25 protein-coding genes and 2 pseudogenes are annotated in these 22,054 nt (G+C 61.7%); 5 read left to right on the top strand and 22 right to left on the bottom strand.

Going from position 1 to position 22,054, the window contains the following annotated elements; all coding sequences use genetic code 11:
• Window positions 1–36: 36 nt before the first annotated feature.
• From RFN28_RS15160 to RFN28_RS15150, 3 genes are all read right to left on the bottom strand, one after another.
• A complete protein-coding gene (locus RFN28_RS15160; protein WP_320288137.1) occupies window positions 37–183 on the bottom strand; it encodes a hypothetical protein in 147 nt (48 codons plus the stop codon).
• A complete protein-coding gene (locus RFN28_RS15155) occupies window positions 180–1,142 on the bottom strand; it encodes an ArdC family protein (protein ID WP_320288136.1) in 963 nt (320 codons plus the stop codon). The genes RFN28_RS15160 and RFN28_RS15155 overlap by 4 nt, the downstream gene beginning before the upstream one ends.
• A 395-nt stretch (window positions 1,143–1,537) precedes the next feature.
• Window positions 1,538–1,750, bottom strand: coding sequence for a helix-turn-helix transcriptional regulator (locus RFN28_RS15150; protein ID WP_320288135.1), 213 nt, complete (start codon window positions 1,748–1,750; stop codon window positions 1,538–1,540).
• Between the two features lie 122 nt (window positions 1,751–1,872).
• Here RFN28_RS15150 and RFN28_RS15145 point away from each other — a divergent pair, with 122 nt between their 5' ends.
• On the top strand, window positions 1,873–2,139 hold the full coding sequence (locus RFN28_RS15145) for a DNA -binding domain-containing protein (RefSeq protein ID WP_071073338.1): 267 nt from the start codon (window positions 1,873–1,875) through the stop codon (window positions 2,137–2,139).
• Window positions 2,140–2,163: 24 nt separating this feature from the next.
• On the opposite strand, the gene RFN28_RS15140 is transcribed toward RFN28_RS15145, so the two are convergent.
• From RFN28_RS15140 to RFN28_RS15100, 9 genes and pseudogenes are all read right to left on the bottom strand, one after another.
• Entirely contained in the window at window positions 2,164–2,679 is a 516-nt protein-coding gene (locus RFN28_RS15140) for a DNA -binding domain-containing protein (protein WP_320288134.1), read from the bottom strand.
• 37 nt (window positions 2,680–2,716) lie between these two features.
• Window positions 2,717–2,968 carry a transcriptional regulator domain-containing protein gene (locus RFN28_RS15135; RefSeq protein WP_320288133.1) on the bottom strand — a complete coding sequence of 84 codons (252 nt, stop codon included), beginning with the start codon at window positions 2,966–2,968 and terminating at the stop codon, window positions 2,717–2,719.
• Window positions 2,968–3,636: an acyl-homoserine-lactone synthase gene (locus tag RFN28_RS15130; protein ID WP_320288132.1), complete on the bottom strand. Its 669-nt coding sequence runs from the start codon at window positions 3,634–3,636 to the stop codon at window positions 2,968–2,970. The genes RFN28_RS15135 and RFN28_RS15130 overlap by 1 nt, the downstream gene beginning before the upstream one ends.
• 87 nt (window positions 3,637–3,723) lie before the next feature.
• Entirely contained in the window at window positions 3,724–4,449 is a 726-nt protein-coding gene (locus tag RFN28_RS15125; protein ID WP_320288131.1) for a LuxR family transcriptional regulator, read from the bottom strand.
• 103 nt (window positions 4,450–4,552) lie between these two features.
• Entirely contained in the window at window positions 4,553–4,768 is a 216-nt protein-coding gene (locus RFN28_RS15120) for a hypothetical protein (protein ID WP_320288130.1), read from the bottom strand.
• Window positions 4,765–5,013, bottom strand: coding sequence for a hypothetical protein (locus RFN28_RS15115; protein ID WP_320216573.1), 249 nt, complete (start codon window positions 5,011–5,013; stop codon window positions 4,765–4,767). Before RFN28_RS15115 ends, RFN28_RS15120 begins: the two co-directional genes overlap by 4 nt.
• A gap of 361 nt (window positions 5,014–5,374) precedes the next feature.
• Complete coding sequence (locus RFN28_RS15110; protein ID WP_320288129.1) at window positions 5,375–6,295, bottom strand: phosphonopyruvate hydrolase; 921 nt, start codon at window positions 6,293–6,295, stop codon at window positions 5,375–5,377.
• A gap of 117 nt (window positions 6,296–6,412) precedes the next feature.
• Window positions 6,413–6,787: pseudogene (locus tag RFN28_RS15105) on the bottom strand (type 2 periplasmic-binding domain-containing protein); the annotation flags it as partial.
• A gap of 114 nt (window positions 6,788–6,901) precedes the next feature.
• Complete coding sequence (locus tag RFN28_RS15100) at window positions 6,902–7,114, bottom strand: helix-turn-helix domain-containing protein (RefSeq protein WP_040972957.1); 213 nt, start codon at window positions 7,112–7,114, stop codon at window positions 6,902–6,904.
• A 140-nt stretch (window positions 7,115–7,254) separates the two neighbouring features.
• On the opposite strand from RFN28_RS15100, the gene RFN28_RS15095 reads away from it, so the two are divergent.
• Together RFN28_RS15095 and RFN28_RS15090 are read left to right on the top strand one after the other, a co-directional pair.
• Window positions 7,255–7,494, top strand: a complete 240-nt coding sequence (locus RFN28_RS15095; protein ID WP_320288128.1) for a DNA -binding domain-containing protein — start codon at window positions 7,255–7,257, stop codon at window positions 7,492–7,494.
• A 447-nt stretch (window positions 7,495–7,941) separates the two neighbouring features.
• Complete coding sequence (locus RFN28_RS15090; RefSeq protein ID WP_320275748.1) at window positions 7,942–8,145, top strand: hypothetical protein; 204 nt, start codon at window positions 7,942–7,944, stop codon at window positions 8,143–8,145.
• A gap of 240 nt (window positions 8,146–8,385) precedes the next feature.
• Here RFN28_RS15090 and RFN28_RS15085 read toward each other — a convergent pair whose 3' ends face one another.
• The 10 genes from RFN28_RS15085 to ccoN all read right to left on the bottom strand — a co-directional run bounded on the left by RFN28_RS15085 (window position 8,386) and on the right by ccoN (window position 19,787).
• Window positions 8,386–9,501, bottom strand: coding sequence for an omptin family outer membrane protease (locus RFN28_RS15085; RefSeq protein ID WP_320288127.1), 1,116 nt, complete (start codon window positions 9,499–9,501; stop codon window positions 8,386–8,388).
• Window positions 9,502–9,827: 326 nt separating this feature from the next.
• A complete protein-coding gene (gene ubiM, locus RFN28_RS15080; RefSeq protein WP_320217190.1) occupies window positions 9,828–11,009 on the bottom strand; it encodes a 5-demethoxyubiquinol-8 5-hydroxylase UbiM in 1,182 nt (393 codons plus the stop codon).
• Window positions 11,010–11,728: 719 nt separating this feature from the next.
• Window positions 11,729–11,884, bottom strand: a complete 156-nt coding sequence (gene ccoS, locus RFN28_RS15075) for a cbb3-type cytochrome oxidase assembly protein CcoS (protein WP_320288126.1) — start codon at window positions 11,882–11,884, stop codon at window positions 11,729–11,731.
• Window positions 11,881–14,154: a cation-translocating P-type ATPase gene (locus RFN28_RS15070; RefSeq protein WP_320288125.1), complete on the bottom strand. Its 2,274-nt coding sequence runs from the start codon at window positions 14,152–14,154 to the stop codon at window positions 11,881–11,883. Before RFN28_RS15070 ends, ccoS begins: the two co-directional genes overlap by 4 nt.
• Window positions 14,151–14,648, bottom strand: a complete 498-nt coding sequence (locus RFN28_RS15065) for a FixH family protein (RefSeq protein ID WP_320217187.1) — start codon at window positions 14,646–14,648, stop codon at window positions 14,151–14,153. The genes RFN28_RS15070 and RFN28_RS15065 overlap by 4 nt, the downstream gene beginning before the upstream one ends.
• Window positions 14,645–16,204 carry a cytochrome c oxidase accessory protein CcoG gene (gene ccoG, locus RFN28_RS15060; RefSeq protein WP_320288124.1) on the bottom strand — a complete coding sequence of 520 codons (1,560 nt, stop codon included), beginning with the start codon at window positions 16,202–16,204 and terminating at the stop codon, window positions 14,645–14,647. Before ccoG ends, RFN28_RS15065 begins: the two co-directional genes overlap by 4 nt.
• 200 nt (window positions 16,205–16,404) lie before the next feature.
• Entirely contained in the window at window positions 16,405–17,268 is an 864-nt protein-coding gene (ccoP, locus tag RFN28_RS15055) for a cytochrome-c oxidase, cbb3-type subunit III (RefSeq protein ID WP_320228016.1), read from the bottom strand.
• A 2-nt stretch (window positions 17,269–17,270) separates the two neighbouring features.
• Window positions 17,271–17,420, bottom strand: a complete 150-nt coding sequence (locus tag RFN28_RS15050; RefSeq protein WP_320253014.1) for a cbb3-type cytochrome oxidase subunit 3 — start codon at window positions 17,418–17,420, stop codon at window positions 17,271–17,273.
• A gap of 13 nt (window positions 17,421–17,433) precedes the next feature.
• A complete protein-coding gene (ccoO, locus tag RFN28_RS15045) occupies window positions 17,434–18,165 on the bottom strand; it encodes a cytochrome-c oxidase, cbb3-type subunit II (RefSeq protein WP_320253015.1) in 732 nt (243 codons plus the stop codon).
• Window positions 18,156–19,787, bottom strand: coding sequence for a cytochrome-c oxidase, cbb3-type subunit I (gene ccoN / locus RFN28_RS15040; protein WP_320288123.1), 1,632 nt, complete (start codon window positions 19,785–19,787; stop codon window positions 18,156–18,158). The genes ccoO and ccoN overlap by 10 nt, the downstream gene beginning before the upstream one ends.
• A gap of 1,056 nt (window positions 19,788–20,843) precedes the next feature.
• Between ccoN and RFN28_RS34855 the strand changes: the two genes are divergently transcribed.
• Both RFN28_RS34855 and RFN28_RS15035 read left to right on the top strand, forming a co-directional pair.
• Window positions 20,844–21,110 (top strand): Lrp/AsnC ligand binding domain-containing protein, encoded by a 267-nt coding sequence (locus RFN28_RS34855; protein ID WP_430678082.1) that lies wholly within the window; start codon window positions 20,844–20,846, stop codon window positions 21,108–21,110.
• A 352-nt stretch (window positions 21,111–21,462) separates the two neighbouring features.
• Window positions 21,463–21,776 (top strand): annotated as a pseudogene (locus RFN28_RS15035) (MFS transporter); the annotation flags it as partial.
• Window positions 21,777–22,054 lie beyond the last annotated feature (278 nt).

Below are 22,054 nucleotides of genomic sequence, written 5' to 3'. Positions count from 1 at the left end.
GCCGCGCGCGGGCGCATCGGCGCGTCTATCAAAAGGTCAAGCCGGTCGCGGGTGGTGACCCACCTTCGCGACGCCCGCTTCGGCGGGCGAAGGAAGGTCGGCCGGACGGACATCGGGAACGGGCATCTGCTCGGCGTCCGGCGTCGGCTCGCTGTGCAGCGCAACGGGATCGGGAGCGCTCATGCCGCGATCGCTCCCCGCATCTTGGTTTCGGCATCCGTCTGGAAGGCCAGCAGGAAATCGGCGGCTTTCGAGGCAAGGCTGGCAGCGCGGAAAATGGCGCGGTTGTCCTCGCGCAGCACCTCGAGCCATGAAGCGATATAATCGGCGTGACGTACGGTCGGCGCGATGCCGAGGCTCGAGCAGGTAAAGGCAGCCGTGATCTCGGCCACCAGTTCCTCGCGGGCATAGGCCTTGGTGCCGAACGAGCCGGAGAGGTCACGGGCAAGCCGTGTTGGGTGCCCGGTCCAGTGGCCAAGCTCGTGGAAGCAGGTTCGGTAATAGTTGATCTGCTCGAAGAACGCCGGTTGCGGCGGCAGTTGAACAAAATCGGCAGACGGCATGTAAAAGGCGCGGTCGCCGCCGATGCGGATATCGGCACCGGTTTTGCGAACAAGCGCCTCGGCATGCGGGATGATCTGGCGTTCGGGCAGCGGCTCGGGCTGGCTGTAAAGCGCGTCGGGCAGGCCCTCGCACTGCGCGACATTGAAGACGGTGAAGCGCTTGAGAAACGGCACCGCCTGCGGCTCGGTATCTTCCGCCTTGGCGCGTTCCTTCTCGTTTTTCGGGATGAAGCGATCGGCATGCACGATGGTCGTGCCGTGCTCGCCTTTGCGGACATTGCCGCCAAGGGAAAGTGCCTGCCGGAACGTGAGCCAGTTCTGGCCGGCATAGCCGTGTTCGATGACCGCGCCCCACAGGATCAGGATGTTGATGCCGGAATAGCCGCGTCCCGTGGCGGCATTCTTCGGCAGGCCAAGGCTGGCCTTGGCGCTGCCCCAAGGCTTCACCCAAGGCACGCAACCCCGCTCCAGATCGGCGATGATGCGGTCTGTGATCTCGGAATAAAGGCTGCGCTTAAGCGGCTCGCCCTTCTTGCCGCCAACTTCTCCGCTAGCACTATGTTTGCCGGTCTTGCGCATAATTAAATCTCCGCTCGCCAATCTCGCCGCGCCCTTCCCCGCAAAGCGGGGTGGGCGGCGAAAAACGACCGGAAAGGCCCGCCGTCAGAGGTGGCCTGCATCCGAAGGACCGGAACGCAAGTGGAGGACCCGGAGCGCGAGCGAAGGGTTGCGGGCCGCCGCGGCGGGCCTAGAAGGGAGAGCCGCCCACACCGCGCCGCCGGGAAGGCAAATCAAAAAACAACGCCGCCCTGGGGCGGCGACCGGCACAGCCCGCAAGGGCTGCCCGCGCCAGGGGGCGAAGCCGAATGGCCGAGACCGCCTGAGCGACGCGAAGACAAGCGGGCTCGGTTCACGAGCACCCGATGCGCGCCTTCAGGCGCGCAGGTGCCCAGCAATTTGCACGCCAAGATCGATTAGTTGTCGGGACGAACCAGATCCATGTGGCTGACGCCAAGCGCCAATGCCAGTTCATAGATGGTGACGATCGTCGGATTGCGGCGGCCCTTCTCCAGACCGCTGATATACTGCTGGCTGAAGCCGGAAACTTCGGCGAGCTGTTCCTGCGTCAGACCTTTCTTCAGTCTGATCCTTATCACATTCCGACCGACCATCTGACGCATGTCCATGCGTGAGAAGTCAGCGGATCAGGCTCCTTGAGTTTATCAACTATAATATGTATTCCACACCAAGCGTCTCAATCCACTCGCGGACGGGTTTTGCGAGACCGCTCTTGGAGATGGAACCAGCGATGTTGCAGCCTCACTCGACCGTGCCGGTAGCGGATGAAGCGCCATGGTCGGACAGCCTCACGGCTTACGACAAGGAGCACTTCACCATATATATGCGCTTGCTGGATGCCGCCGCCGATGACGCCAGCTACGAGGAGATGGCCGATCTGATCCTCGGCATCGATCCGGAGCGCGAACCAGAACGGGCCCGCAATGCGGCCCGCAGCCATCTCGACCGGGCGAACTGGATGGTAACGACGGGCTACAGGGAGCTGTTCACCAGCTGACGCACTTATACGGCGCAAGACACGTCAGGCAAGAAAGTCGAGATATCCGCCATTCATGAGCACGCGAGCCCGTGCCACGGCACGTCGGATGCGATCGCGCAGATGGTCGCGCGGATCCGTCCAGTCGGCCCGCACACGCGTCTGACCAATCAGGGCTTCGGCGATGTCTCGGTACGAGGCGCCCGCAACTGAGCCGTCAAGAGCCCGCAGAACAAAGCGCAGGCGACGACCGCGCGCTTCCGGCGCAAACAGTCTTTTCGGCAAGCGTCCCCCTGCAACGAGACTATTGAGGCATTTGAGCGCCCAGAGGCGTTGCCGCCACTCACCGGCCGGCCAGACCGCATCGGCGCGCAGCCGAACGGGGCCGAGGATACTCGACCCCGAAACGGCGAGCTGAAGCTGCCGGCTGGCGCTGTGCAGCAGGAGATGCTGGGTGCCGTCAACCAGCCTGAGCACACTCGCACGGCAGGGAAGACTCGCCGGTTCGAACGCCGGCATCGCCGGCGAGGAGGACACCTGTTCGGCGACGACCGGCAACACCTGAGGGCATCGGCTCGGGCACCAGAACGTGGCTGCGTCATGGTGGATCGAGGACGCGAAACAAAAGCCCCCAGCGCGACAGGTCGGCGGAGGATAAAATGACGTCGAGCGACGGCCGCTGATCGACAGACCTGGCCCGTTCCAATGCGTGGGACAGATCATGCCGGAAGGCCGGATTGCGCCGCAGGAATTCCCAGGCCCAGCCGCGCCGCGTCAGCTCAAGGGTGTAGTCATAGCACCGCTCATCGCGCCAGTCCGGCCGGTCGGCTTCAGGTTCTGCCGGGCTCATCAAGTATCTCCGCCCGAAGCATGAAGCGAAGCCATCATGCGGCCCCGTGGATTGACCGGCGCCCACAGCACCGGACCGGCAAGACCGCCATTGCGGCGGACGGCATCGAGGCGTTCGCTTGAGACCTCGAGGTAGCCGGCCAGGGCTTTGGTGGGGCCGATCGCGCGCGGCTCGCCGAGCCGCTCGAGCGGCCAATCGGCCCGGCGCAGGATGCGCTCCATGCGCAGGTCGGTGACGGTGACGATGCGGCTCAGACCTCGCCACAGGCCGAACTCGATCATGCCTGCGAAGAGCGCGTAGGTGCCGGCGGCGATGCCGCCTGCCCCCTTGGCGGCCGACGGCGGCAGGTCGAGCGCGAAACGACTGCTTTCCCAGATCCTTGGATCCTGCCGCGTCGGCTGTCCGTCCAGTAGGGTCGGAAAGATATCGCCAAGCATGGTCGGCCCGGTCGAGGCAAGCAGGCGGACGCAGCCGTCGACGCTGCCAATTGAGCCGCGCAGCAGCAGATAGTGTGGTTTCAGCGCGTCGAAGCGATCGATCTCGTAGCCGCCGCTGGTGTCGACGTCCCAGTCCAGCCGCTGCTTGAAGACACGGTGGCGCAGACGGTGCATTTCGTGGAGCTCGTCGGCGAAGTCGCCGTACCATTCGGGAGCAATGAGCTGCAGCATGATTATCGGCCTCCTGGCAGGATTGACCCTGCCATTGGAGGCCAGGCGTCAGGCCGAAGCAGCCTGTACAGCGGTACAGGTGCCTGGTCAGCCGAGACCCGTTCTGGCGGCTGAGAATTGCGCCACGGCCTGCATGCGGGTGCGCAGCCCAAGCTTCTTCCTGGCGTTTTCCAGGTGAAAGGAGGCGGTGCGGCGCCTGATGCCAACAATCGAGGCAATGTCGCGTGCGGATTTGCCCTGCGCGGCCCATTCCAGGCATTCATATTCGCGCGGCGTCAGCTGCACGCCGTTGACCACCCGATCGGCCGAGAGCTTGCGGCGGACGCAGATATGAAAGCAGGTCGCCATGAAGCGAAATGCCTCTTGGTAGCGCTCGGTCACCCGCAGGAGGGCCGGATTGAGCCCGTCGGCGGCAAAGCTCATGGCGGCGACGTTGCCCCGCTTGTCGAGGATCGGGATGGTCAAACCGCAGCGGATGCCGAATGCGGCCGCCTCGTCGAAGAGCTTCTGCTCGAAATCCGACAGCCCGGTTCGGCTGTAGTGAAGCCCCCACAGAAACGGGCATTGGCCGCCCTGCGCCCGCGCGATCACCGGATCGATGGCGTGATAATGGTTGCTCAGGTAATGAGCGGTCCAGCGTGGCGGATAGTTCGAGATCAGCCTTGGCTTTCCCGGCGCCCGTGGCGGCAGGCACAGATAGGCGAATTTGACGAGATCGAATGCCGCGGCAGCACGCGCCATCGCGTCACGGAAATCCGTCTCATCGACGCTTTCCGAAAGCTGCTCCAGGAAGGTCTCGAAGACAAATTGCATGCCTAGTCGTCCCCAGGCCCTTCCGCCGCACGGCATTCGGAGTCGCGGAAGCCGGCGGGCAGCTTGCCAAGGTGGACATGGCCAAGTTCGCCGGCACGGAGTGTTACGCGATCGCCAGTTCGTCACCTTCCGGCTGGCGTTCCAACGATGGCAGAATGCCGATTCGAGTCTCTTCAGCATCCAATTCGAACCGACGAGCGGCGACACCGGATCCGCGGCACGCGCCATTTAACGTGCAGCCGCGACAGATTTTCAGCCGTTTCGCCATCCGGCTGATAGTGCTTGCGCCACGCGACAGGCTTGCTTGGCCGATGCTCACGCCGAGGCTTCGCCAAGCATCTTGAGCATTGCCAGCCGAACCTTGACGAGCTTGCGCACCGGCGCGTGATAATTTTGAGGAGCAGCGTCCACCACAAACACCAAGGTCATCAGATCCAGCAAGAATTGGTGGATCGCGTCGGCAGTCACGACCGCCTCGAATTGACGCAGCATCGAGCGTGCCTCATTGACCGTTTCCGCGCCCGGCGCATCGATCAACGCTTCAAGCCTTTCGAAAATTTCCAATTCGGCGAAACCTCCATTGCATCATTGCCATAAGGCACCCTGCGAAGCATACCTTGCGCGAAAAGTAGCTGGCCAAGCGGCGCCTGCTCGCACGGTTGTGGCGCGAACCATGCAGCAGCCTGAGCTCCGTGGATGGAAGAACAACAAAACTCGGCCGCACGCCATAGCATCGAAAATCCGTTGCCACGAGACACGCGGGCGCCTGAGGCCCAGTGCCCCCATTGCGAACTGAAAACCGAAATGAGCTCGGCACCTCGAACCCGACACCGAAGATGCAGAAACGGACGAACTTGGCTGCATCAGGAGGTCATCCTCAGGCCTATTTTCGATGGTCCGGGTTTTGAAAGTAGCCCTGGTGACGTCACCACAGAAACCGATTCTCGTTCGCTTTGAGGGCGTCCATTTTCTGCAGTCGGAAGATTTCCTCCACGGGCACGATTTCGGGGTCGATGCGGTGAATACCGCCGTCGGCGCGGATGCGGGCAAAGACGTCCTTCATGGCGGTGACCGCTGCCCGAATGGCATGATTGCCATAGATCACCATCGCAATCTTGCCGAGCGCGCGGATGCGCGACTCGTTCATTTCCGGGTAGGCCGTCGGCACGATGACTATCGGAACTTCGCCGCGCCATGCTCGTACAAAACTTTCCACCTCGTCGGGCGTCTTCCGCTTGGAGTGGATCAAGATCATGTCGGCGCCAGCTTCTTCATACGCCCTGGCCCGCTTCAGGGCCTCGGCTTCACCCAGTCCGGCGATCAGCGCTTCGGTGCGCGCAATGACGAGGAAGTCCGCGTCTGCGCGCGTGGCAACGGCCGCCCGAATTTTTCCCGCGAATTCCTCGGTCCGGATGAGTTCCTGGCGACCATCTGCCAGGAGGCTCGTCACCTTTGGAAAAGCCTTGTCTTCAATGACGACCGCGGCGGCGCCCGCACGCTCGTATTGCTCGATGGCGTAGATCACGTTGATGGCGTTGCCGAAGCCGGTGTCGATATCAGCTATGATCGGCAGCGATGATTGCTCGGCCATCGAACGGACCATATCGAGGTGCCGCGTCATGGAGACAAGGCTTACATCGGGCAGTCCATATAGAGCGGAAAGTTCGAAACCGGAGGCCCAGACGCCATCGAAGCCTGCCTCCTCGGCCAGGATTGCCGACAAGGGACTGTGCGCCGCCATGACGTGGGCCAGACGGCCGGCGCAGATATGGGCTCGCAGAGATGCCCTGCTCGTCAGCGTGGAGGCTCCGGAGATGTGCTTGGGGCTTTGACCAGTTTGCAGCATCTTGCGCGCCTCTGGAATCGACGAATGATCGAATTACTGCCACCTGTATCCAGCGACGTCGTTGGCAATCAAACGGATTGATCGATTTTTGAGACCTTTCCATAGCCGAATGCGATATTAACGCGCCTCCGAAATCGCCGCCTTCTTACACAGTCGAGCCAACCACCGGCAAAAGGCGCGAGCGAGTTCGGGATTGTCAGAGCGATCGACCGCATAGGCCCGGTATTGCATGCCGCTTGGCGTAAGCGATCCGGGCACCACATTCAAAGCGCCAGTGCGCACCAGGTCACTGACGATGATCTCGGGCGCTACAAGAAGGCTTTTTCCTGTCATGACGGCAGGCAGCGCAAGGTAGTTGTGATCGTATCGCGCGCCCGACTTGATATCCCTTGATGTCAGATTCATCCCTCTCAGCCAGGTGGGGAGTATGTCGGGACGAGATGTGACGTTGATTATCGGCATCGAGCGAACGACCGAAAGACTTTTGCCCGCCGAGCAGGCTCGATTTCCCGAGCGTCCGATGAGCGCCGTCTGCGCGCAGGCGCCGCTCAGTTCAAGGGGTTGAACGCCGCCATCTAACGAGTCATGCCGACGGTGATTCCTTGATCACCGGGGCGGCTTGATCAATTCGCAAGGATCAACATTAAGAGCTTTTGCGAGCCGACCCAGGACACTTACGCTCGCGGAGACGCGGCCGCGCTCGATTGAGCCCACATAACGCATGCTGAGCTGCGCGAGCGCCGCCAATTCCTCCTGCGTCAGGTCCTGATGATGGCGCACGCGACGCATGTTGATCGCCATCACCTCTTTGAGGTCCATGGCGATATACGGACCAGAACCGGAACTATCGTTCTAGGAACGATCGTTCCTATTCGTTATAGTGAGCCGCTCAAACCACATCTGGGATCGTGGAAGACGCGCCCGGAAGCCGAACTCGCACAAAGCCACTGGACATCGAAATGCGAGACGAAGTTCCCTGGTCGGATAGCCTCACGGCTTACGACAAAGAGCATTTTACGACCTATATGCGGTTCCTGGACGCCGCCGCCGACAGTGCCAGTTACGAGGAAATGGCGCAGCTGATCCTCGGCATCGATCCCGAACGCGAACCGGAACGGGCCCGCAATGCGGCCCGCAGCCATCTCGATCGGGCGAACTGGATGGTGACGACAGGCTACAGGGAATTGTTCGCCGGCTGACTGGCGTTCCGACAAGAAAAAAGACGGCAGCCCGACACCGGGGGCGGTGCCAGTGGCGAGATATGGATCGGGGCGCTTCGCCTCATCCTGCGGACGGGAGCATTTGTGCCAGCATAGGCGATGCGGGCTCAGGCAAGATCCGGCGGAGGCTCCGTTTCCTCAGCCGACGCGACCCCGGGGCCGACGAAAATGTCACCCAGGAACTCGGGAACGAAGGACCTCCAGCCGGAAATCCCTGCCGAATTGCGCGCCAGGGACAGCAACTTGCTCGGGGGAACTTCGCAGCGCACCTGGCAATCCATCCGCCGCAATGGCCCGAAAATCTACTGGCAGCTTTTTCATCGCTCAAGCATGTTCGCAATGCCGTGCCGGACGAACGGAAGATATTGACCCAAGCGAAGCCCCACATGTCTTGCAAATCGGGCCGCCCGGTGCTCGTTTGAGTAGATGACGATCCGCGGCGGGTACCGCCCCGCGCCGCATATCGCGGCAAAATCCAATCTTAGCAGCGCCCTGGAAAAGCGCGTCCTCGCGACGAAGCGGGTTTACGGCGATGCGCCAGCTTATTTGGCCCGCCAGACACAATGTCTGGCATGCCTGATGGCGGCCCGAGCTGATCTGAAGCGTGCGCAATCCAGACAGGTTTTGTGAACGACCCCGCTATCATCGTACGTCGGGAGCGGGTTTTACCAAGGTTGTCGGCGCTGGCGCGACCATGGATAAATCACGGTCCGACAATCAAGAACGTAAGCGCACCGGCGCCCAACGATCGTGAACACGTCACTCGGTGAGCGTGCCGCTTCGGCTGAGGCAATGGCTGGAAGCGATCGAGCGCCCATAGCAGTCTCGGCCTCCTTCGGCGCTTCGGCAAAGGTGCATGTCTCAGCATCCTCAAAAAGTGGCCTTGAGACCAAGGGAGACTGACATGGCTTGGAACGTCGCCGCGACATTATCTTTCCACTGGCCCTCGAACTGCCCTTTGGCCGTGTCTAAGCTTTGTTCGTCGCCGCGGGTGTGAAACACCCGATCGAAGGACCCCCGCAGATACAGGGAGGCGCATGGCGTTACCGCGTAACTAACCGCGATATCGGCTCCCATCGTCGGTGCTGTGTATAGGTCACTGTAAAAGCGATGCTCGCCCCAGTGGTCGTCTATGTCCTGGAAGCCGATGCTCAGGCCAGCTCGAATGCCGCCACTGATACTAAGGTCGCCGAGGGCTTGTTCGCCGCTCAGGGTCACGAAGCCAACCGGAATTTTTTGCCGATTGCTGATGACTTTATGGTTTCCCGACCAGATTTCGTGTCGGTCGCGAAAGAGCGGATCCCCGCTGGATTCGATGCCGTATCCCCCAAAGGCTGTCCACATAACATCAGTATAGCGCAAGCCCGCACCGACCGCGAGACTGCCGGTCTCATTGCTGCCGACGATCCGGTCAACCTCGATCGAACCGGCGAAATAGTGATCGAGGTCGGTATCGGGCATAACCGCGCGGCCGCTCCAGCTGTCGTGGAGCTTGCTGACCCAATCGCGATCGAGCAGGTGCCCGTCGCCGCCAATACCGACATCGAATCTACTCTTTAAGCTCCATTCCTTATCGATGGGTGCACTGACCCCAACCGTCAGCAGAGTGACCTCTATGCTCTTCCAATCCAGCTGGCTGACCTTGTGATTGTGCCAGTCGTCGTGCTTCCAGTAGACAAATTCCTGGGCCCTGATGTCGGCAAGACCGATTTCGCCGGAAACCACGATGTTCCCATTGTCGATGTAAAATGGGCCCTTCCCCTCCGCAGCGAACGATGGCGCCGACAACAGGACACAAGAAGTGATGACGGCCTTGAAGGTGACGCGCTTTGCACGCTCACTGGCTTTTTCATTTGGCACATCAGTGTGGGGCCTTGACTTCTTCGCCGCTGAACTGCGGGCGGCTGCTGTTGGCCGATTAGGTGCGCTTCGCAGCGGCGAAAAAGACCATGTCCCAGCCTTCATGGACTTTTGAGAATGCAGCATGTCGTTGTCCTTCGTCTCAGAGAAATGGGAATTGTCAGGACCGTGCAGGAGCGCGACGCGGTACCTGGTGAGGATCGGTAGCAGGGAAATCGGCTGGGGCCGCTCGAGCCGGGGCACGCGAAGGTGACGTCCAGAACCTGGTGCAGCTGGATAGATCGGTGGTCATCGGTGCTTTTTCGAACCAGGCGAGGTGTTCGGCAACCCGGCCTCCGCTGCCGTACCGCTCGCTTCAGTGCCGTTGAGGGCCCGCTCGCGGGCGGCTTCGTCACCACCGAGCGGCGATGCAGAAGGCGTCGTGCCAGGGGGGAGCTACCCATGCCTGTGTTTCACCGCCTCAGCACGGCCGAAATGCCACGGCGGACAAAGGGAAAATATTGGGCAAGGCGAAGCCCGACATGCCTTGCAAGCCGTGTCGCCGCGTGCTCGCCTGAGTAGAGTCCGACGAGTAGATTCGTAGCATGATAGAGCGGTGCCGCCGACAGCCGAAGACAGCTATCATATCTGTGGAGCATGTCGGGATCGGCAATGTCGCGACGGTCGCGACGTGCTGTCAGGATTCTACGGGCGAGTTGCTTTTGGCCGCCGAGGCCGATGTTGAAGCCATGGGCGGTCACCGGGTGCATGCCGACGGCAGCGTCGCCGACGAGTGCGGCGCTTGGAGCCCAGAAGCTGTGCGCCCAGGTCGTGACCAACGGATAGATATGGCGTTTGCTTGCAAGGGTCATTTTTCCGAGGCGCCCTCGACACCGGTCCGTCAATTCGATCAGGAACAGATCGTCGTCTAAAGCAAGAAGTCTATTGGCCTCGTTTGCGCGCAATGTGACAAGCAATGACGATTCGCCTTCCATCAGCGGCAAGATCGCTATGGTCTGATGGTGATCGAACCATTCGGTTGCGAGCTGATGGTGGGCGCGCTCGTGCCTGACCCGGCAAATCACCATCGAGCTGCCAAGCCGATTGATGTCGGCGGCGATGCCGAGCAGGTCGCGCGTTCGCGACAGACGCGAATCTGCTGCAACGAAAAGCCGAGCGGTCAACCGCCTGCCGTCGGAAAGCTTTACGACCGCCCCTTTGCGGCTGTTGGTTACATCAACGACCGAGTGGCCGCATAGCAGCTGGACACGGTGGTGCGAGCGGATGATCTTGAACAGGGCATCGCGGATCCGACAATTTGGGACCAGAAATCCGAGTGGTTCTGCAGATCCTCTTGGAGGATCGAAACACAGAGCGAAAGGGCTCGATCCGTTGAGCACGCGCGCGCCTTGCACTGGTGACTTGTGACCAGCGGAGATGGCGTCCCAGGCGCCGAGCTCGCGAAGGATGCTGATCGAGGCGAAGGTCAGCGCGATCTCGCGACCATCGAAAGGCGGCTTCGCCAGGCTTTCGAGGGCCTGCTGCTCAACCACCGCCACTTTGAGATCGCTCTTTGCAAGCGATGCGGCGAAGGAAAGTCCGACCGGCCCGGCTCCGGCGACGATGATGTCGAAACTGTCATCGCTGCTGGCCATCAGCGCGCTGCCATCGCGTCGGCTATCTGGGTGAGGTGCTGGTTGCATCGAGCCGCAATCCGTGGACCGGTTGCCCTGGCTGCCAGTGTGCGCCGCATTGCCTCAAGCCACTGGACACAAGAATGCGCATAAATCCGCAATGAAGGATGCAGCCAGCAACGCAGCCGATAGGATCGCGGGCCGAGCCAGGCAGATTGCCAGCCAGCAAGGGGGATTCTCACTACGGCGATTCGCTGAAGGTAACGACCACACTGTCCGTTAGACATGCATTCTCCCTTGAAGGATTGGTCGACGTAACCACGCCGGTCAGAAGATAACCTTGATCTGGATCAGCCAGACGCGGCAAAGCCGACAGCGGCGGGTTTTATGCTCGACTGGTCAACGGCCCAAGAAAATGTCGGCCATGTGGTCACGTCATCCTGGAATGACGGGCACCCCTCCGGCGTACGTTCGACAAACTTAACCTTGGCTGATCCGTTTTTCGCGCCCGTCGCATCGGCTCGGCAGCATTTCTAAGCAAACATCGGACGCTCCCGTCTGCCATGCGAGGTATTTTGTCACGTCAGCCGCCTGCACGGAGGAACGGAAGACAAGTCCTTCGAGCGGTAGGGCTAATTGAACGTCGCTTGGCGAGCTGTGGGAGCCTTGGTAGTCTGGCCCCGACCAAGTCGACCCGGCTGACCACCGCCATCCGTACAATCGCCGGCACAGTGATCGGGTCAGCGTTCCAGCTTGTCGTCCCAGTCGATGAGGACGCGCTCGGCGGCCCCGTGGAGATCCTCGTATTGACCACTCCTTAACGCCCATAGAAAGCCGGATAGCCCAAGCGCGCCAAGGAACAGCGCTGCTGGCAATAGGTAGACGAGCGTCGTCATGAGGGCTGCACCCATGCGCGAATGCCCGCGCGCGTTGCCGAAGGAGCCGTCGTGGTAGGTGCAAAGCCTTGCAGGCGCAGCGCGTTTCCAATGACAAGCAGCGACGAGGCGGACATGGCGATGGCGGCGATCAGCGGAGTGACGTGTCCAAGAATAGCGATCGGCACGGCAATCGCATTATAGACGATCGCGATGGCGATGTTCTGGCGGACCAACCGTCCCGCCCTCCGCGAGACGTCCAAGGCAAGGGGTACCGCCCATAGGCTCTCGCGAAGGAATACGAAATCCGCAGCGTTGCGGCTAATGTCGGCGGCGCTGGCCGGAGCGATCGAGACATGCGCCGCGCCCAGCGCGGGCGTGTCGTTCAGGCCATCGCCGACCATCAAGACCCGGTGACCATCATTGGTCAGCTGCCTGATCCGCTGGACCTTTCCCGAGGGCACGAGAGCGGGGGTAAAACGGTCGAGCTTTAGCGCGTCGGCGACTACGGCGCATGCGGCGACCGTATCGCCGGACAACATTTCCACCGTAAGTCCGGCATGTTTCAACTGCGCAATGGCCGTGTCCGCGTCCGCCCGCAAGGCGTCCTCGAATTCGAAGGATGCGACGAGCCTTCCGTTTCGGGTCAGCACCGTCACACCGGTTTTTCCTTCGGCACCGATCCGACCCTTGCTGCCGGCCCATCCCCGCCTGCCCAAGCGCCAGGTGCCGCCCGCGGCAGTCGCTTCGATGCCAAAACCCGGATGCTCTCTCACTTCATTGAACGTCGGCTGCCCGGCCGGGCTCGCGAGGCCGGCGAGCGCCTGCGAAAGCGGATGGCGGGAATGCGCGCCCATCGCGGCGGCGATGGCCAGCATGGCCGGATCGATAGACGACCTGTTGACGAGCCGGGGTTTTCCCAGCGTCAGAGTGCCCGTCTTGTCGAAGACCACCGTGTCGATCGCCGCCAGGCGTTCCAGGGCCGACCCGTCCTTGACCATGATGCCGTTGTCGAACAGTCGTCGCGCGGCGACAACCTGGACGATGGGCACGGCAAGGCCGAGTGCGCAGGGGCAGGTTATGATCAGGACGGCGATGGCGATCGTCATCGCCTTGTGCCAGTCTCCACTGGCGGCCATCCAGCCAAGAAACGTCGCGAACGCCGTCAGGTGTACCACCGGCGCATAAAGCACGGCAACGCGGTCTGCGATCCGGCGATAGTGGGCGCGGCCGCCCTCGGCGGCCTCCAGCAGACGGACCGTTTCCGCCAGAAAGGAATCCTTGGCGGCCGCGATCGCCTCGACAGTCAGCGGGCCGGTCAGGTTGAGCATGCCGGCCTGGACCAGTTCTCCCGCGTCGGCGTCTAGTGGTGTGCTCTCGCCCGAGACTAGTGAGCAATCAATGTCCGACGTGCCTTGAACGATCCTGCCGTCGACGGGTACCCGTTCGCCAGCGGCGATCAACACACGCATGCCCGGTTCGATCTCGCCGACCGGCAGATAGTCGCGTGCGCCGTTATCGCGCAAGACCATGGCACCGCGGGCAGCCAGCCGGGACAGGCCCTTGACGGCGGTTCGGGCCCGTTCGCGCAGCAGGTGGTCGAGCGTGCGGCCGATCAGCAGAAAGAACAGCAGCGATACCGACGCGTCGAAATAGGCGTGCTCGCCATGAATGACTGTCTCGTAGAGGCTCATCGCATAGCCGAGCGAAACTCCGACAGCGATCGGGACGTCCATGTTCATGCGGCCATGTCGCAGCGCATTCCAGGCCGACCGGAAGAAGATGCCGCCGCCGAATGCAAGCGCGGGAATGGCGATCAGCGCCGAGACCCAGTGGAACAGATCGCGGGTCGGCCCTTCAGCGCCCGACCAGACAGAGACCGACAGAAGCATGATATTGCCCGCAGCGAAGCCTGCGACCGCGACTGCCCGGACCAATCCCGAAAGCATCCCGTCCTTCTCGTCGCCGTCGGTTTCGAAGAGGTGCGCCGGATGACCCAGTCCTTCGAGCGTGGCCATGATCGGCGGCACCTCACCTTCGCGCCATTGCACCGACACCCGTTTCGTCGATAGGTTGACGCGCGCGCCCTCGACGCGGTCGAGTTTTGCGAGTGCTGCCTCGATCGCCTGGATGCAGGCTCCGCAGTGGACCGTCGGGACCGACAAGTCCGACTGAATGATGCCGTCGCCAAGACGGCGGCTTGCCAGCCTGATTTCCTGGTTTGAGGGCAGGTCCGGCGTCACGCTGCCTGGATCCGGAACCATCTCGGCGCCAGGTGCACAGCAACTCATTGCAACGCCCCATTGGAAACGATGACTCGGCGGACTTCCCGATAGGGCTTCGCAAGACCTGCGTCCGCGTCCACCTCAGCGATCCAGACGCCATTGCGGGGCGTATGCCGGGCCGCGTATTCCTGACCGGAGGCAAGGGCTAAAGTGATGGAGTAGTCCTCGGCTTCGTAGGCGGGATGACGAAAGAGCACCTTGACGCCATGCAATGCGACAGGCTTGCCAGCCGCATCCGCGAGGCTGTAGCGAACCTCGCCACCGACAATGGTCAACTGGCTCTTCCAGCCAAGTGCCGCTTGAGCGCGGCCTTCATCCGCGTTCTTGTTGAATTGCTGGCTCGCCACGTAGGCGTTTTCGACGATGAGCCCGGTCCAGCTTGTAGTGGCAAGCGTCGCCATCAATGCATTGACGCTGACGACCACGCTGAAAAAGGCCGAGATGATGAGAAGCATGTGCCGGCCGGTGAATTCGCGAGGTTGCTCTGTTTTGGTGCTCACCTGGTCGTCTCCGGCGCGTTGAAGGTGGCGATGTATCGGTCCGATTCCAAACCGGCCTGGTCGTTTGCGACGAACGTGAAGGTCTGTGTCTGGCCCCGGAGCTGATTGGCGGGCTGGCGCACGAAGATTTTCAACGTTTTGAGGCGGTCGGGTTCGACGGGGATAGCGAAGGAACGGCCTGCGGGCAGGTCAGAGCCAACGAGGTTCATTTGCGCGCCTTCCAGTCCCTGCATCGTGACGACTATGGTTCGCGGCTCAGGGGTCATGTTTAGCAGCTTCACAGTGTAGCCGTTGCGGATGGATCCATCGGACAGCGTCACGAATTGCGGGTTGCGGTCGTGAAGCACGTTCACCTGGAGCCGGTTGCGGGTCATCAGTGAAAAGAGCAGTCCGATGCCGACCAGTGACCACAAGCCCATGTAGACAAAGGTGCGCGGACGAGAGATCTTGTGAACGTGGAAATGCGTCAGTTTGTCGGAGAAAGCGCCGCCGGCGGTCCGAACGAGAGTGGGATCGATCGGGTGGGTGCCGCCTGCCGTCGCTATGGCCATGTTGGTGTTGTAGTCGGAAAGCGTCGCGTAGGAGATCAGCCCGCGTTCACGGCCGAGCTTATCCATGATGTTGTCGCAGGCGTCTATGCACAGCGCGCAGGTGATGCATTCGAGCTGCTGGCCGTCGCGAATGTCGACCCCCATCGGGCAGACGGCGACACAGGCCTTGCAGTCGACGCAGTCGCCGACCGGCAGGCCGGCCGCCAATGCCTTCTTGGCATGGCGTGACCGCGGCTCGCCACGCCAGTCGTTGTAAGTCACAGTCAACGAATTTTCGTCGAGCATGGCGGCCTGGATGCGCGGCCACGGGCACATGTAGGTGCAGACCTGCTCGCGCATCAGCCCGCCGAACAGATAGGTGGTTCCGGTCAGAACGCCGATGGTGACATAAGCGACGGGCGCGGCGGTTCCGGTGGCGACTTCGCCGAGCAACCTAGGCGCGTCGGCGAAGTAAAAGATCCAGGCGCCGCCGGTGGCCACCGCTATGACCAGCCAGATCGCGTGCTTCGATGCTCGCAGGACCAGCTTGCGTGCGGTCCATGGTGCGGCGTCCAGTTTCATGCGGGCATTGCGGTCGCCTTCGACGGCGCGCTCGACGACAAGGAACAGGTCGACCCAGACCGTCTGCGGGCAGGTATAGCCGCACCAGGCCCGCCCGATCGTCGATGTAAGGAGGAACAGGCCGACGCCGGCCATGACCAGCAGGCCGGCGACGTAGTAGAATTCCTGCGGCCAGATCTCGATGAAGAAGAAGTAGAAACGACGGTTCGCCAGATCGATGAGAACGGCCTGGTCGGGGGCGAAGGCGCCACGATCCCAGCGCAGCCAGGGCGTGAGATAATAGATGCCGAGCGTGATCGCCATGACCAGCCATTTGAACTGGCGGAAACGGCCGGAGGCGCGCTTGGGGAAGACCTTCTTGCGCGCGGCATAGAGCGGCTGGCGTGTCGTGGCGGAGTTGACCGCTTCGGCTTCGAGCCATTTTATCTGCTTGTTATCAAGCACGAGAAGCTCCGGTGACCAGCGACGATGTTCGCGCCCGACACTCGGCCACGGGTTCTGGCCGATGGTCGGGCGACCCTTGCCGCATGGCGGGCAGCGTCGCGTTGAGGAAGTTCAATCGCGGACTGCCGCAACACGGTCGAGGCCCGGCTCGCGCCGGGCCTCGTCGCTTGGCGGGGGGAGGGCCGAGAATAGGCCGCCGCCTACTCTCCGCCGCCAAGCGAATGGACATAGACTGCAAGTTCCTTGACCTTGATCTCGCCGAGGCGCTCGATCCACGCTGGCATCACGCCTTGTTTCGGGGTGCGCACCTGGGCGGCTATCGCCGTCTCGCCTGGTCCATAGAGCCAGATGGCATCGGTCAGATCGGGTGCGCCGAATTCCCTGTTGCCCTTTGCGTTCTCACCATGGCAGACAGCGCAGTTTTCCGCGAAGACCTTGGCGCCGGGCTCAATCAGGCTCTTGTCCTTGATGGTCCCCGAGAGGCTGGCAACGAAAGCGCTGACCTGGGCGATCTGTTCGGGCTTGAGCACATCGACGAAGGCAGGCATCTCCGACTGGCGGGTGTCACCATCCGCGGTGAAACGAATGCCGTGCGTGATCGTTTGCTGGATCTCTCCCGTCTTGCCTCCCCACAGCCAATCGTCATCGTTAAGGTTCGGAAATCCTTTCGAACCTTGCGCGCCGGATCCGTGGCATTGCACGCAGTTGACCTTGAATGCCGCGCCGCCGGCCGAGACGGCAAACTCGCGCAGCGCGTCGTCGCCGGCGATTTCGGAGACGCTCTTGGACTGGATCGCCGCGACATATTTGGCCTTGGCGGCTTCGGCCGCAGCCATCTTGTTCTTGACGTCATTGCGGCTTGAATAGCCGAGCGCACCTTTTGTTGCAAAGGTCAGCATCGGCCAAGCCGGATAAGCGATGGTGTAGCCGATCGCCCAGGCGATGGTGACGTAGAAGGTGACCACCCACCACCGCGGCAGGGGGTTGTTGAGTTCCCTGATGCCGTCCCACTCATGACCGGTGGTTGAGATGCCCGACATATCATCGATATACTGCGTGCTCATGATCAGTCGTCTTTGAAGGGGATGTGTGCGGCTTCATGAGCCTGACTGCGACCGCCCGGTCTGAGCGCGAAGGCAACGCATCCAGCAAAGAAGAGCACCATGGCAAGCAGGCCACAGCTGTCGGCAAACTCGCGCATCAGGTTGTATTCCATCGGTTTGTTCTCCTCAGCGGTAGCCGGCGGCTTCGTCGTAGTTCTTGAAGTCGACGAGCGTGCCGAGCATCTGCAGATAGGCGACCAGGGCGTCCATCTCGGTGACCTGTTGCGGATTGCCGTCGAAGTCGCCGACCTTGGCTTTCGGATAGCGGCTTTCCAGTCCGGACGTGTCGGCGTTGGGATCGGCCTGCGCCATCAGATCGGCGTTGGCTTGCACGACCAGGTCGTGGGTGTAGGGGACACCGACGCGCCGGTTGGCGACGAGGTGCATGGAGAAGTCCTTCACCTCGATCGGTGTATCCTTCAGGAAGCCATAGCTCGGCATGATGGATTCCGGCACGACGGAACGCGGATCGGTGAGGTGCTGAACGTGCCAGCTGTTGGAGTAGCGGTCGCCGACCCGTGCCAGGTCCGGCCCGGTGCGCTTGGATCCCCACTGGAACGGATGGTCGTACATCGACTCGGCCGCCAGGCTGTAATGGCCGTAGCGCTCCACTTCGTCACGGAACGGCCTGATCATCTGGCTGTGGCAGAGGTAGCATCCCTCGCGCACATAGATGTTGCGGCCGGCGAGCTCGAGCGGGGTGTAGGGGCGCATGCCCTCCACCTTCTCGATCGTGTTCTCGAGATAGAAAAGCGGCGCGATCTCGACGATGCCGCCGACGGTCACGACCAGCAGGGACCCGACGAGAAGTAGCGTGGCGTTCTTCTCGATCAGCGCGTGCTTGTCCATCAAGCCCATTTTCTGGCTCCTGATCGCGCAGGCTGGAGGGCGGCGACAGAGCCCGGCATCGGATCCTCTTCTCGTTGGTGGCCAAAGATGGTCATTGTGATGTTCCAAGCCATGATCAGTGCACCGGAGAGGTACATGGCGCCGCCTGCGGCGCGCATGACGTAGTAGGGATGCATGGCGGCGACCGTTTCGGCGAAGGAATAGACGAGGAAGCCCTGCTCGTCGTACTCGCGCCACATCAGGCCCTGCATGATGCCGGAAACCCACATCACGGCCGCGTAGACGACGATGCCAAGGGTCGCCAGCCAGAAGTGCCAGGTGACGAGGCGCAGCGAGTAGAGACGCTCGCGGTTCCAGAGCTTGGGCACCATGTAGTAGATCGCGCCGAACGAGATCATGCCGACCCAGCCAAGCGCGCCCGAATGGACGTGGCCGATGGTCCAGTCCGTGTAGTGCGAGAGCGAGTTGACGGTCTTGATCGACATAATCGGCCCTTCAAAGGTCGACATGCCGTAGAAGGCGACGGCCGCGACCATCATGCGGATGATGGGATCGGTGCGCAGCTTGTCCCAGGCACCGGAGAGCGTCATCAGGCCGTTGATCATGCCGCCCCAGGACGGCATCCAAAGCATGATCGAGAACACCATGCCCAGCGTCTGTGCCCAGTCTGGCAGGGCGGTGTAGTGGAGATGGTGCGGCCCGGCCCAGATATAGAGGAAGATCAGCGCCCAGAAATGGATGATGGACAGGCGGTAGGAGTAGACCGGCCGGTTCGCCTGCTTGGGCACGAAGTAATACATCATGCCGAGGAAGCCGGCCGTCAGGAAGAAGCCGACGGCATTGTGCCCGTACCACCACTGCGTCAGCGCATCCTGAACACCTGAGAAGGCGGAGTAGCTCTTGGACCCCAGGAAAGAGACCGGCATCGACAGGTTGTTGACCACATGCAGCATCGCAATGGTGACGATGAAGGAGAGGTAGAACCAGTTGGCGACGTAGATATGCGGTTCCTTGCGCTTCAGGATGGTGCCAAGGAAAAGGATCAGGTACGCGACCCACACGATTGTCAGCCAGATGTCGACGTACCATTCCGGCTCGGCATATTCGCGGCTCTCCGTGATGCCCAGCAGATAGCCGGTCGCGGCCATGACGATGAAGAGCTGGTAACCCCAGAAGACGAACCAGGCGAGGTTGCCGCCGAAGAGGCGCGCGCGGCACGTACGCTGGACCACATACAAGGACGTGCAAAGCAGCGCGTTGCCGCCGAAGGCGAAGATGACGCCGGAGGTATGAAGCGGCCGCAACCGGCCGAAATTGAACCAGGGCTCGATATTGAGGTGAGGGAATGCAAGCTGGAGCGCAATGACCACGCCGACCAGCATGCCGATGACACCCCAGAACACCGTTGCGATGGCCCCGTAGCGGATCGGTCCATCCATGTAGGCGGAAGGGTCGATCGGCGCCGCGGGCTTGAACTCGGTGTTGCGCATCAGCATCGCGTTGAAGCCAGCCACGGCGAAGAACAAAACCCACATGTGCTGGCGAAATGGTTCATCCACACCGAAGCCGGCGGCTACGAGGGCGCCAAAAGCAAAAAGGCCTAGAAGGACGATCTCTGTGCCAAATTTCATCGCAAGTCCCGATCTGGAAATTCCGGCGGACGCCAATCCGCGTCGCATCAATTACGCAGTCGCGGCCTGTTTGCCCTGATCCATGTCAGAGCCGCACGATTTTACCTCTGGCAGCATCGAGTTCGGTGCGATGAGAAGGTGGCGATTGAAGGAGGAGCGCGGCACGACGAAGCCCGCTTACTGCAACAAGGCCCCCTCCCCGGGCCGCTGCGGCGTGGTGGCAATCGCGGGCAATCTGATGACGCCAGTGGGGCTGCGAAGTATGGCCGATGGCTTGCCGACGTCGACAGGATTGGCGAAGCGCGACCGCCCCGAAGCCGGGCCAATGGCAAAACCAAGACACGCGGCAACATTGCTGGCCAAACCAAACATTTGGCAATCTGTGCCAAGGCCTTTGTCCCCGACGCTGCGAGCCGCTCGGATCGGACGGGACCGCTGGTCGCCTCTGGCGATGCCGGCGATCGGCTCGCTATCTACTTCAACCGCGGTACGCTGATGTCGAGGTGGTCAGAAGGTTATTTCATGACCACGTCACGCCTTCGGCAGAACGCCGCGGACGGAAAACCTTGCTCAACTTTCTTGGAGTTGCCCCTGGCTGGTCATCCATCGCTACGCTTTTGGCCCCTCCTTCTCAATAAAGCGATCGTATTCATGATCCGACGAGGTTGCAGCCAGGCGCGGGATGAAATCGCGCCCCCATGCCAGCAATCCGGGCCGTCATCTGTGGCACCGTACTGCCCCGATGGCCAAAGAGGATATTCGCCCTCCCCCGGCGACAACGTCGTCATTCGACGTGAATTCATCGGATCGTGACTATGCCAGGTACGACATGTTTGCGCGGGCGATCGTCGGGCGACTTGCAAGCCAGGTGTAGGCCTGGCTATACGAGAGGTCTTCGCGCAACTTCAAAGGGAGACATACTGTCGTCGGCAGTTTGGGTTCGAATAGAAAGCGTGGGTCAACCCCGCACAGCGGTTTTCTCCCCGCGGCTCGATCCCGCTGAAACCGCGGCTGACTCCATGAGGTGTTTAAGTTGGAAAAACCGGAGAGAGAAATTTGACAACCGGTAGCAAAATCCCGGTCCGGATCGAGTTGGAGGCCGTTAGCTCACACACGGTCGAGCGCTTCGAAAATTCTCTTCGAAAGCACCCTGAAATCGAAGAATGCTATGCGGTGAGCGGCAAGACGGATTACCTTCTATACGTCTGCGTAAAAGACATCCGGGGCTACGAAGAGATCCACCGGGAAGTCCTTTCCCGGCTACCTGGGGTAAGAAAAATTAGGGCGGATATTCCTCTACGTCGTGTCGTTCCGTTTGGATGAATGGCGCGGCCCGAGCGCATCCACGAAATCTTCATTTAGGCGGAGGTAAGGCCAAGCGCGTCTAAATTGCCGAGAGGCTGGCTCACGTTGCTGGCGATTGATACGAGAGGAAGATACGTGCTGAGAATGACGCGGGCCGAGCCCTACGATCTGGTCTGGTCGAAACCGATGACCGAAATCGCAAGGCAGTATGGCATCAGAGGCCAGCATGTGGCGCAGACATGCGATGCGTATGAGATCGCTCAGCCGCGTGCCGGCCATTGGCGCTCGCGGGCGCAGGCATGTGAGGCCGTGGCCAACGGCTAGTGGCGAAAAAAACCGCCGAAGTTCTCGCCAACATTTCGTCAGCGCGATCGCCTCGCTGGCCTCGGCCAGCCTCTTCGCCGTCTTCACCTACATCAAGCCGTATCGGATCGACGTTTCCGGCCTGTCGACGGCGACCGTGACCTGGGTGCTGCTCTTGTTCGGCGCCGGCATGACCATCGGCAACATCATCGGCGGCAGACTGGAAGCTGATGCCGACGTGTGATCGCCACGCTCCTCGCCATGGCCCTGCTGTTTGTCGTCTTTACCAAGCCCGGTGCGATTGCCGCGGTAGCCGTGGCCATCGTCTTCCTGTGGGGCATGCTGATCTTCATCGTCGTGCCGCCGCTGCAGATCCGAGTCGCTTCATGGACCGGAGCCGATAAGCGACCTGAGGCGGTCCAGCAAGGCCTGGCGGTCGGCGACGAGGGTGTCGAGGTGGAGCGGCCGGCCGGTGGGCGGTTCGGCTTCAGCCAGGCGTGCGGTCAGCGCCCGGGTGGCGTCGAGGACGAAGACGCCGCAATCATAGGTGTTGTCCTGCTGGGCCATCAGCACCGGCTTCAGGCGGGCGCCCAGCTTTGCGGCGAGCTCTTGTGCCAGCGCGCTGTTTTGGCCGCCTGAGGAGTCGTAATGAGAGGCGA

This window comes from Mesorhizobium album (assembly GCF_033977205.1).
Taxonomy (GTDB): domain Bacteria; phylum Pseudomonadota; class Alphaproteobacteria; order Rhizobiales; family Rhizobiaceae; genus Mesorhizobium; species Mesorhizobium album.
Note: the sequence above shows the minus strand (reverse complement) of the source record. Positions and strands in the feature narration are given on the sequence as shown.

Bases quoted from the DNA above. Each gene is read 5' to 3' on its own strand.
- ccoS (WP_320288126.1), bottom strand. From the start codon at position 11,884: ATGACGACGCTCGTCTACCTATTGCCAGCAGCGCTGTTCCTTGGCGCG.
- ccoO (WP_320253015.1), bottom strand. From the start codon at position 18,165: ATGGGCTTGATGGACAAGCACGCGCTGATCGAGAAGAACGCCACGCTA.
- RFN28_RS15150 (WP_320288135.1), bottom strand. From the start codon at position 1,750: ATGGACATGCGTCAGATGGTCGGTCGGAATGTGATAAGGATCAGACTG.
- RFN28_RS15085 (WP_320288127.1), bottom strand. From the start codon at position 9,501: ATGCTGCATTCTCAAAAGTCCATGAAGGCTGGGACATGGTCTTTTTCG.
- RFN28_RS15125 (WP_320288131.1), bottom strand. From the start codon at position 4,449: ATGCAATTTGTCTTCGAGACCTTCCTGGAGCAGCTTTCGGAAAGCGTC.
- RFN28_RS15050 (WP_320253014.1), bottom strand. From the start codon at position 17,420: ATGGAATACAACCTGATGCGCGAGTTTGCCGACAGCTGTGGCCTGCTT.
- RFN28_RS15095 (WP_320288128.1), top strand. From the start codon at position 7,255: ATGCGAGACGAAGTTCCCTGGTCGGATAGCCTCACGGCTTACGACAAA.
- RFN28_RS15145 (WP_071073338.1), top strand. From the start codon at position 1,873: ATGTTGCAGCCTCACTCGACCGTGCCGGTAGCGGATGAAGCGCCATGG.
- RFN28_RS15090 (WP_320275748.1), top strand. From the start codon at position 7,942: ATGACGATCCGCGGCGGGTACCGCCCCGCGCCGCATATCGCGGCAAAA.
- RFN28_RS15130 (WP_320288132.1), bottom strand. From the start codon at position 3,636: ATGCTGCAGCTCATTGCTCCCGAATGGTACGGCGACTTCGCCGACGAG.
- ccoP (WP_320228016.1), bottom strand. From the start codon at position 17,268: ATGAGCACGCAGTATATCGATGATATGTCGGGCATCTCAACCACCGGT.
- RFN28_RS15160 (WP_320288137.1), bottom strand. From the start codon at position 183: ATGAGCGCTCCCGATCCCGTTGCGCTGCACAGCGAGCCGACGCCGGAC.
- RFN28_RS15100 (WP_040972957.1), bottom strand. From the start codon at position 7,114: ATGGACCTCAAAGAGGTGATGGCGATCAACATGCGTCGCGTGCGCCAT.
- ccoN (WP_320288123.1), bottom strand. From the start codon at position 19,787: ATGAAATTTGGCACAGAGATCGTCCTTCTAGGCCTTTTTGCTTTTGGC.
- RFN28_RS15155 (WP_320288136.1), bottom strand. From the start codon at position 1,142: ATGCGCAAGACCGGCAAACATAGTGCTAGCGGAGAAGTTGGCGGCAAG.
- RFN28_RS15135 (WP_320288133.1), bottom strand. From the start codon at position 2,968: ATGAGCCCGGCAGAACCTGAAGCCGACCGGCCGGACTGGCGCGATGAG.
- RFN28_RS15110 (WP_320288129.1), bottom strand. From the start codon at position 6,295: ATGCTGCAAACTGGTCAAAGCCCCAAGCACATCTCCGGAGCCTCCACG.
- RFN28_RS15070 (WP_320288125.1), bottom strand. From the start codon at position 14,154: ATGAGTTGCTGTGCACCTGGCGCCGAGATGGTTCCGGATCCAGGCAGC.
- ubiM (WP_320217190.1), bottom strand. From the start codon at position 11,009: ATGGCCAGCAGCGATGACAGTTTCGACATCATCGTCGCCGGAGCCGGG.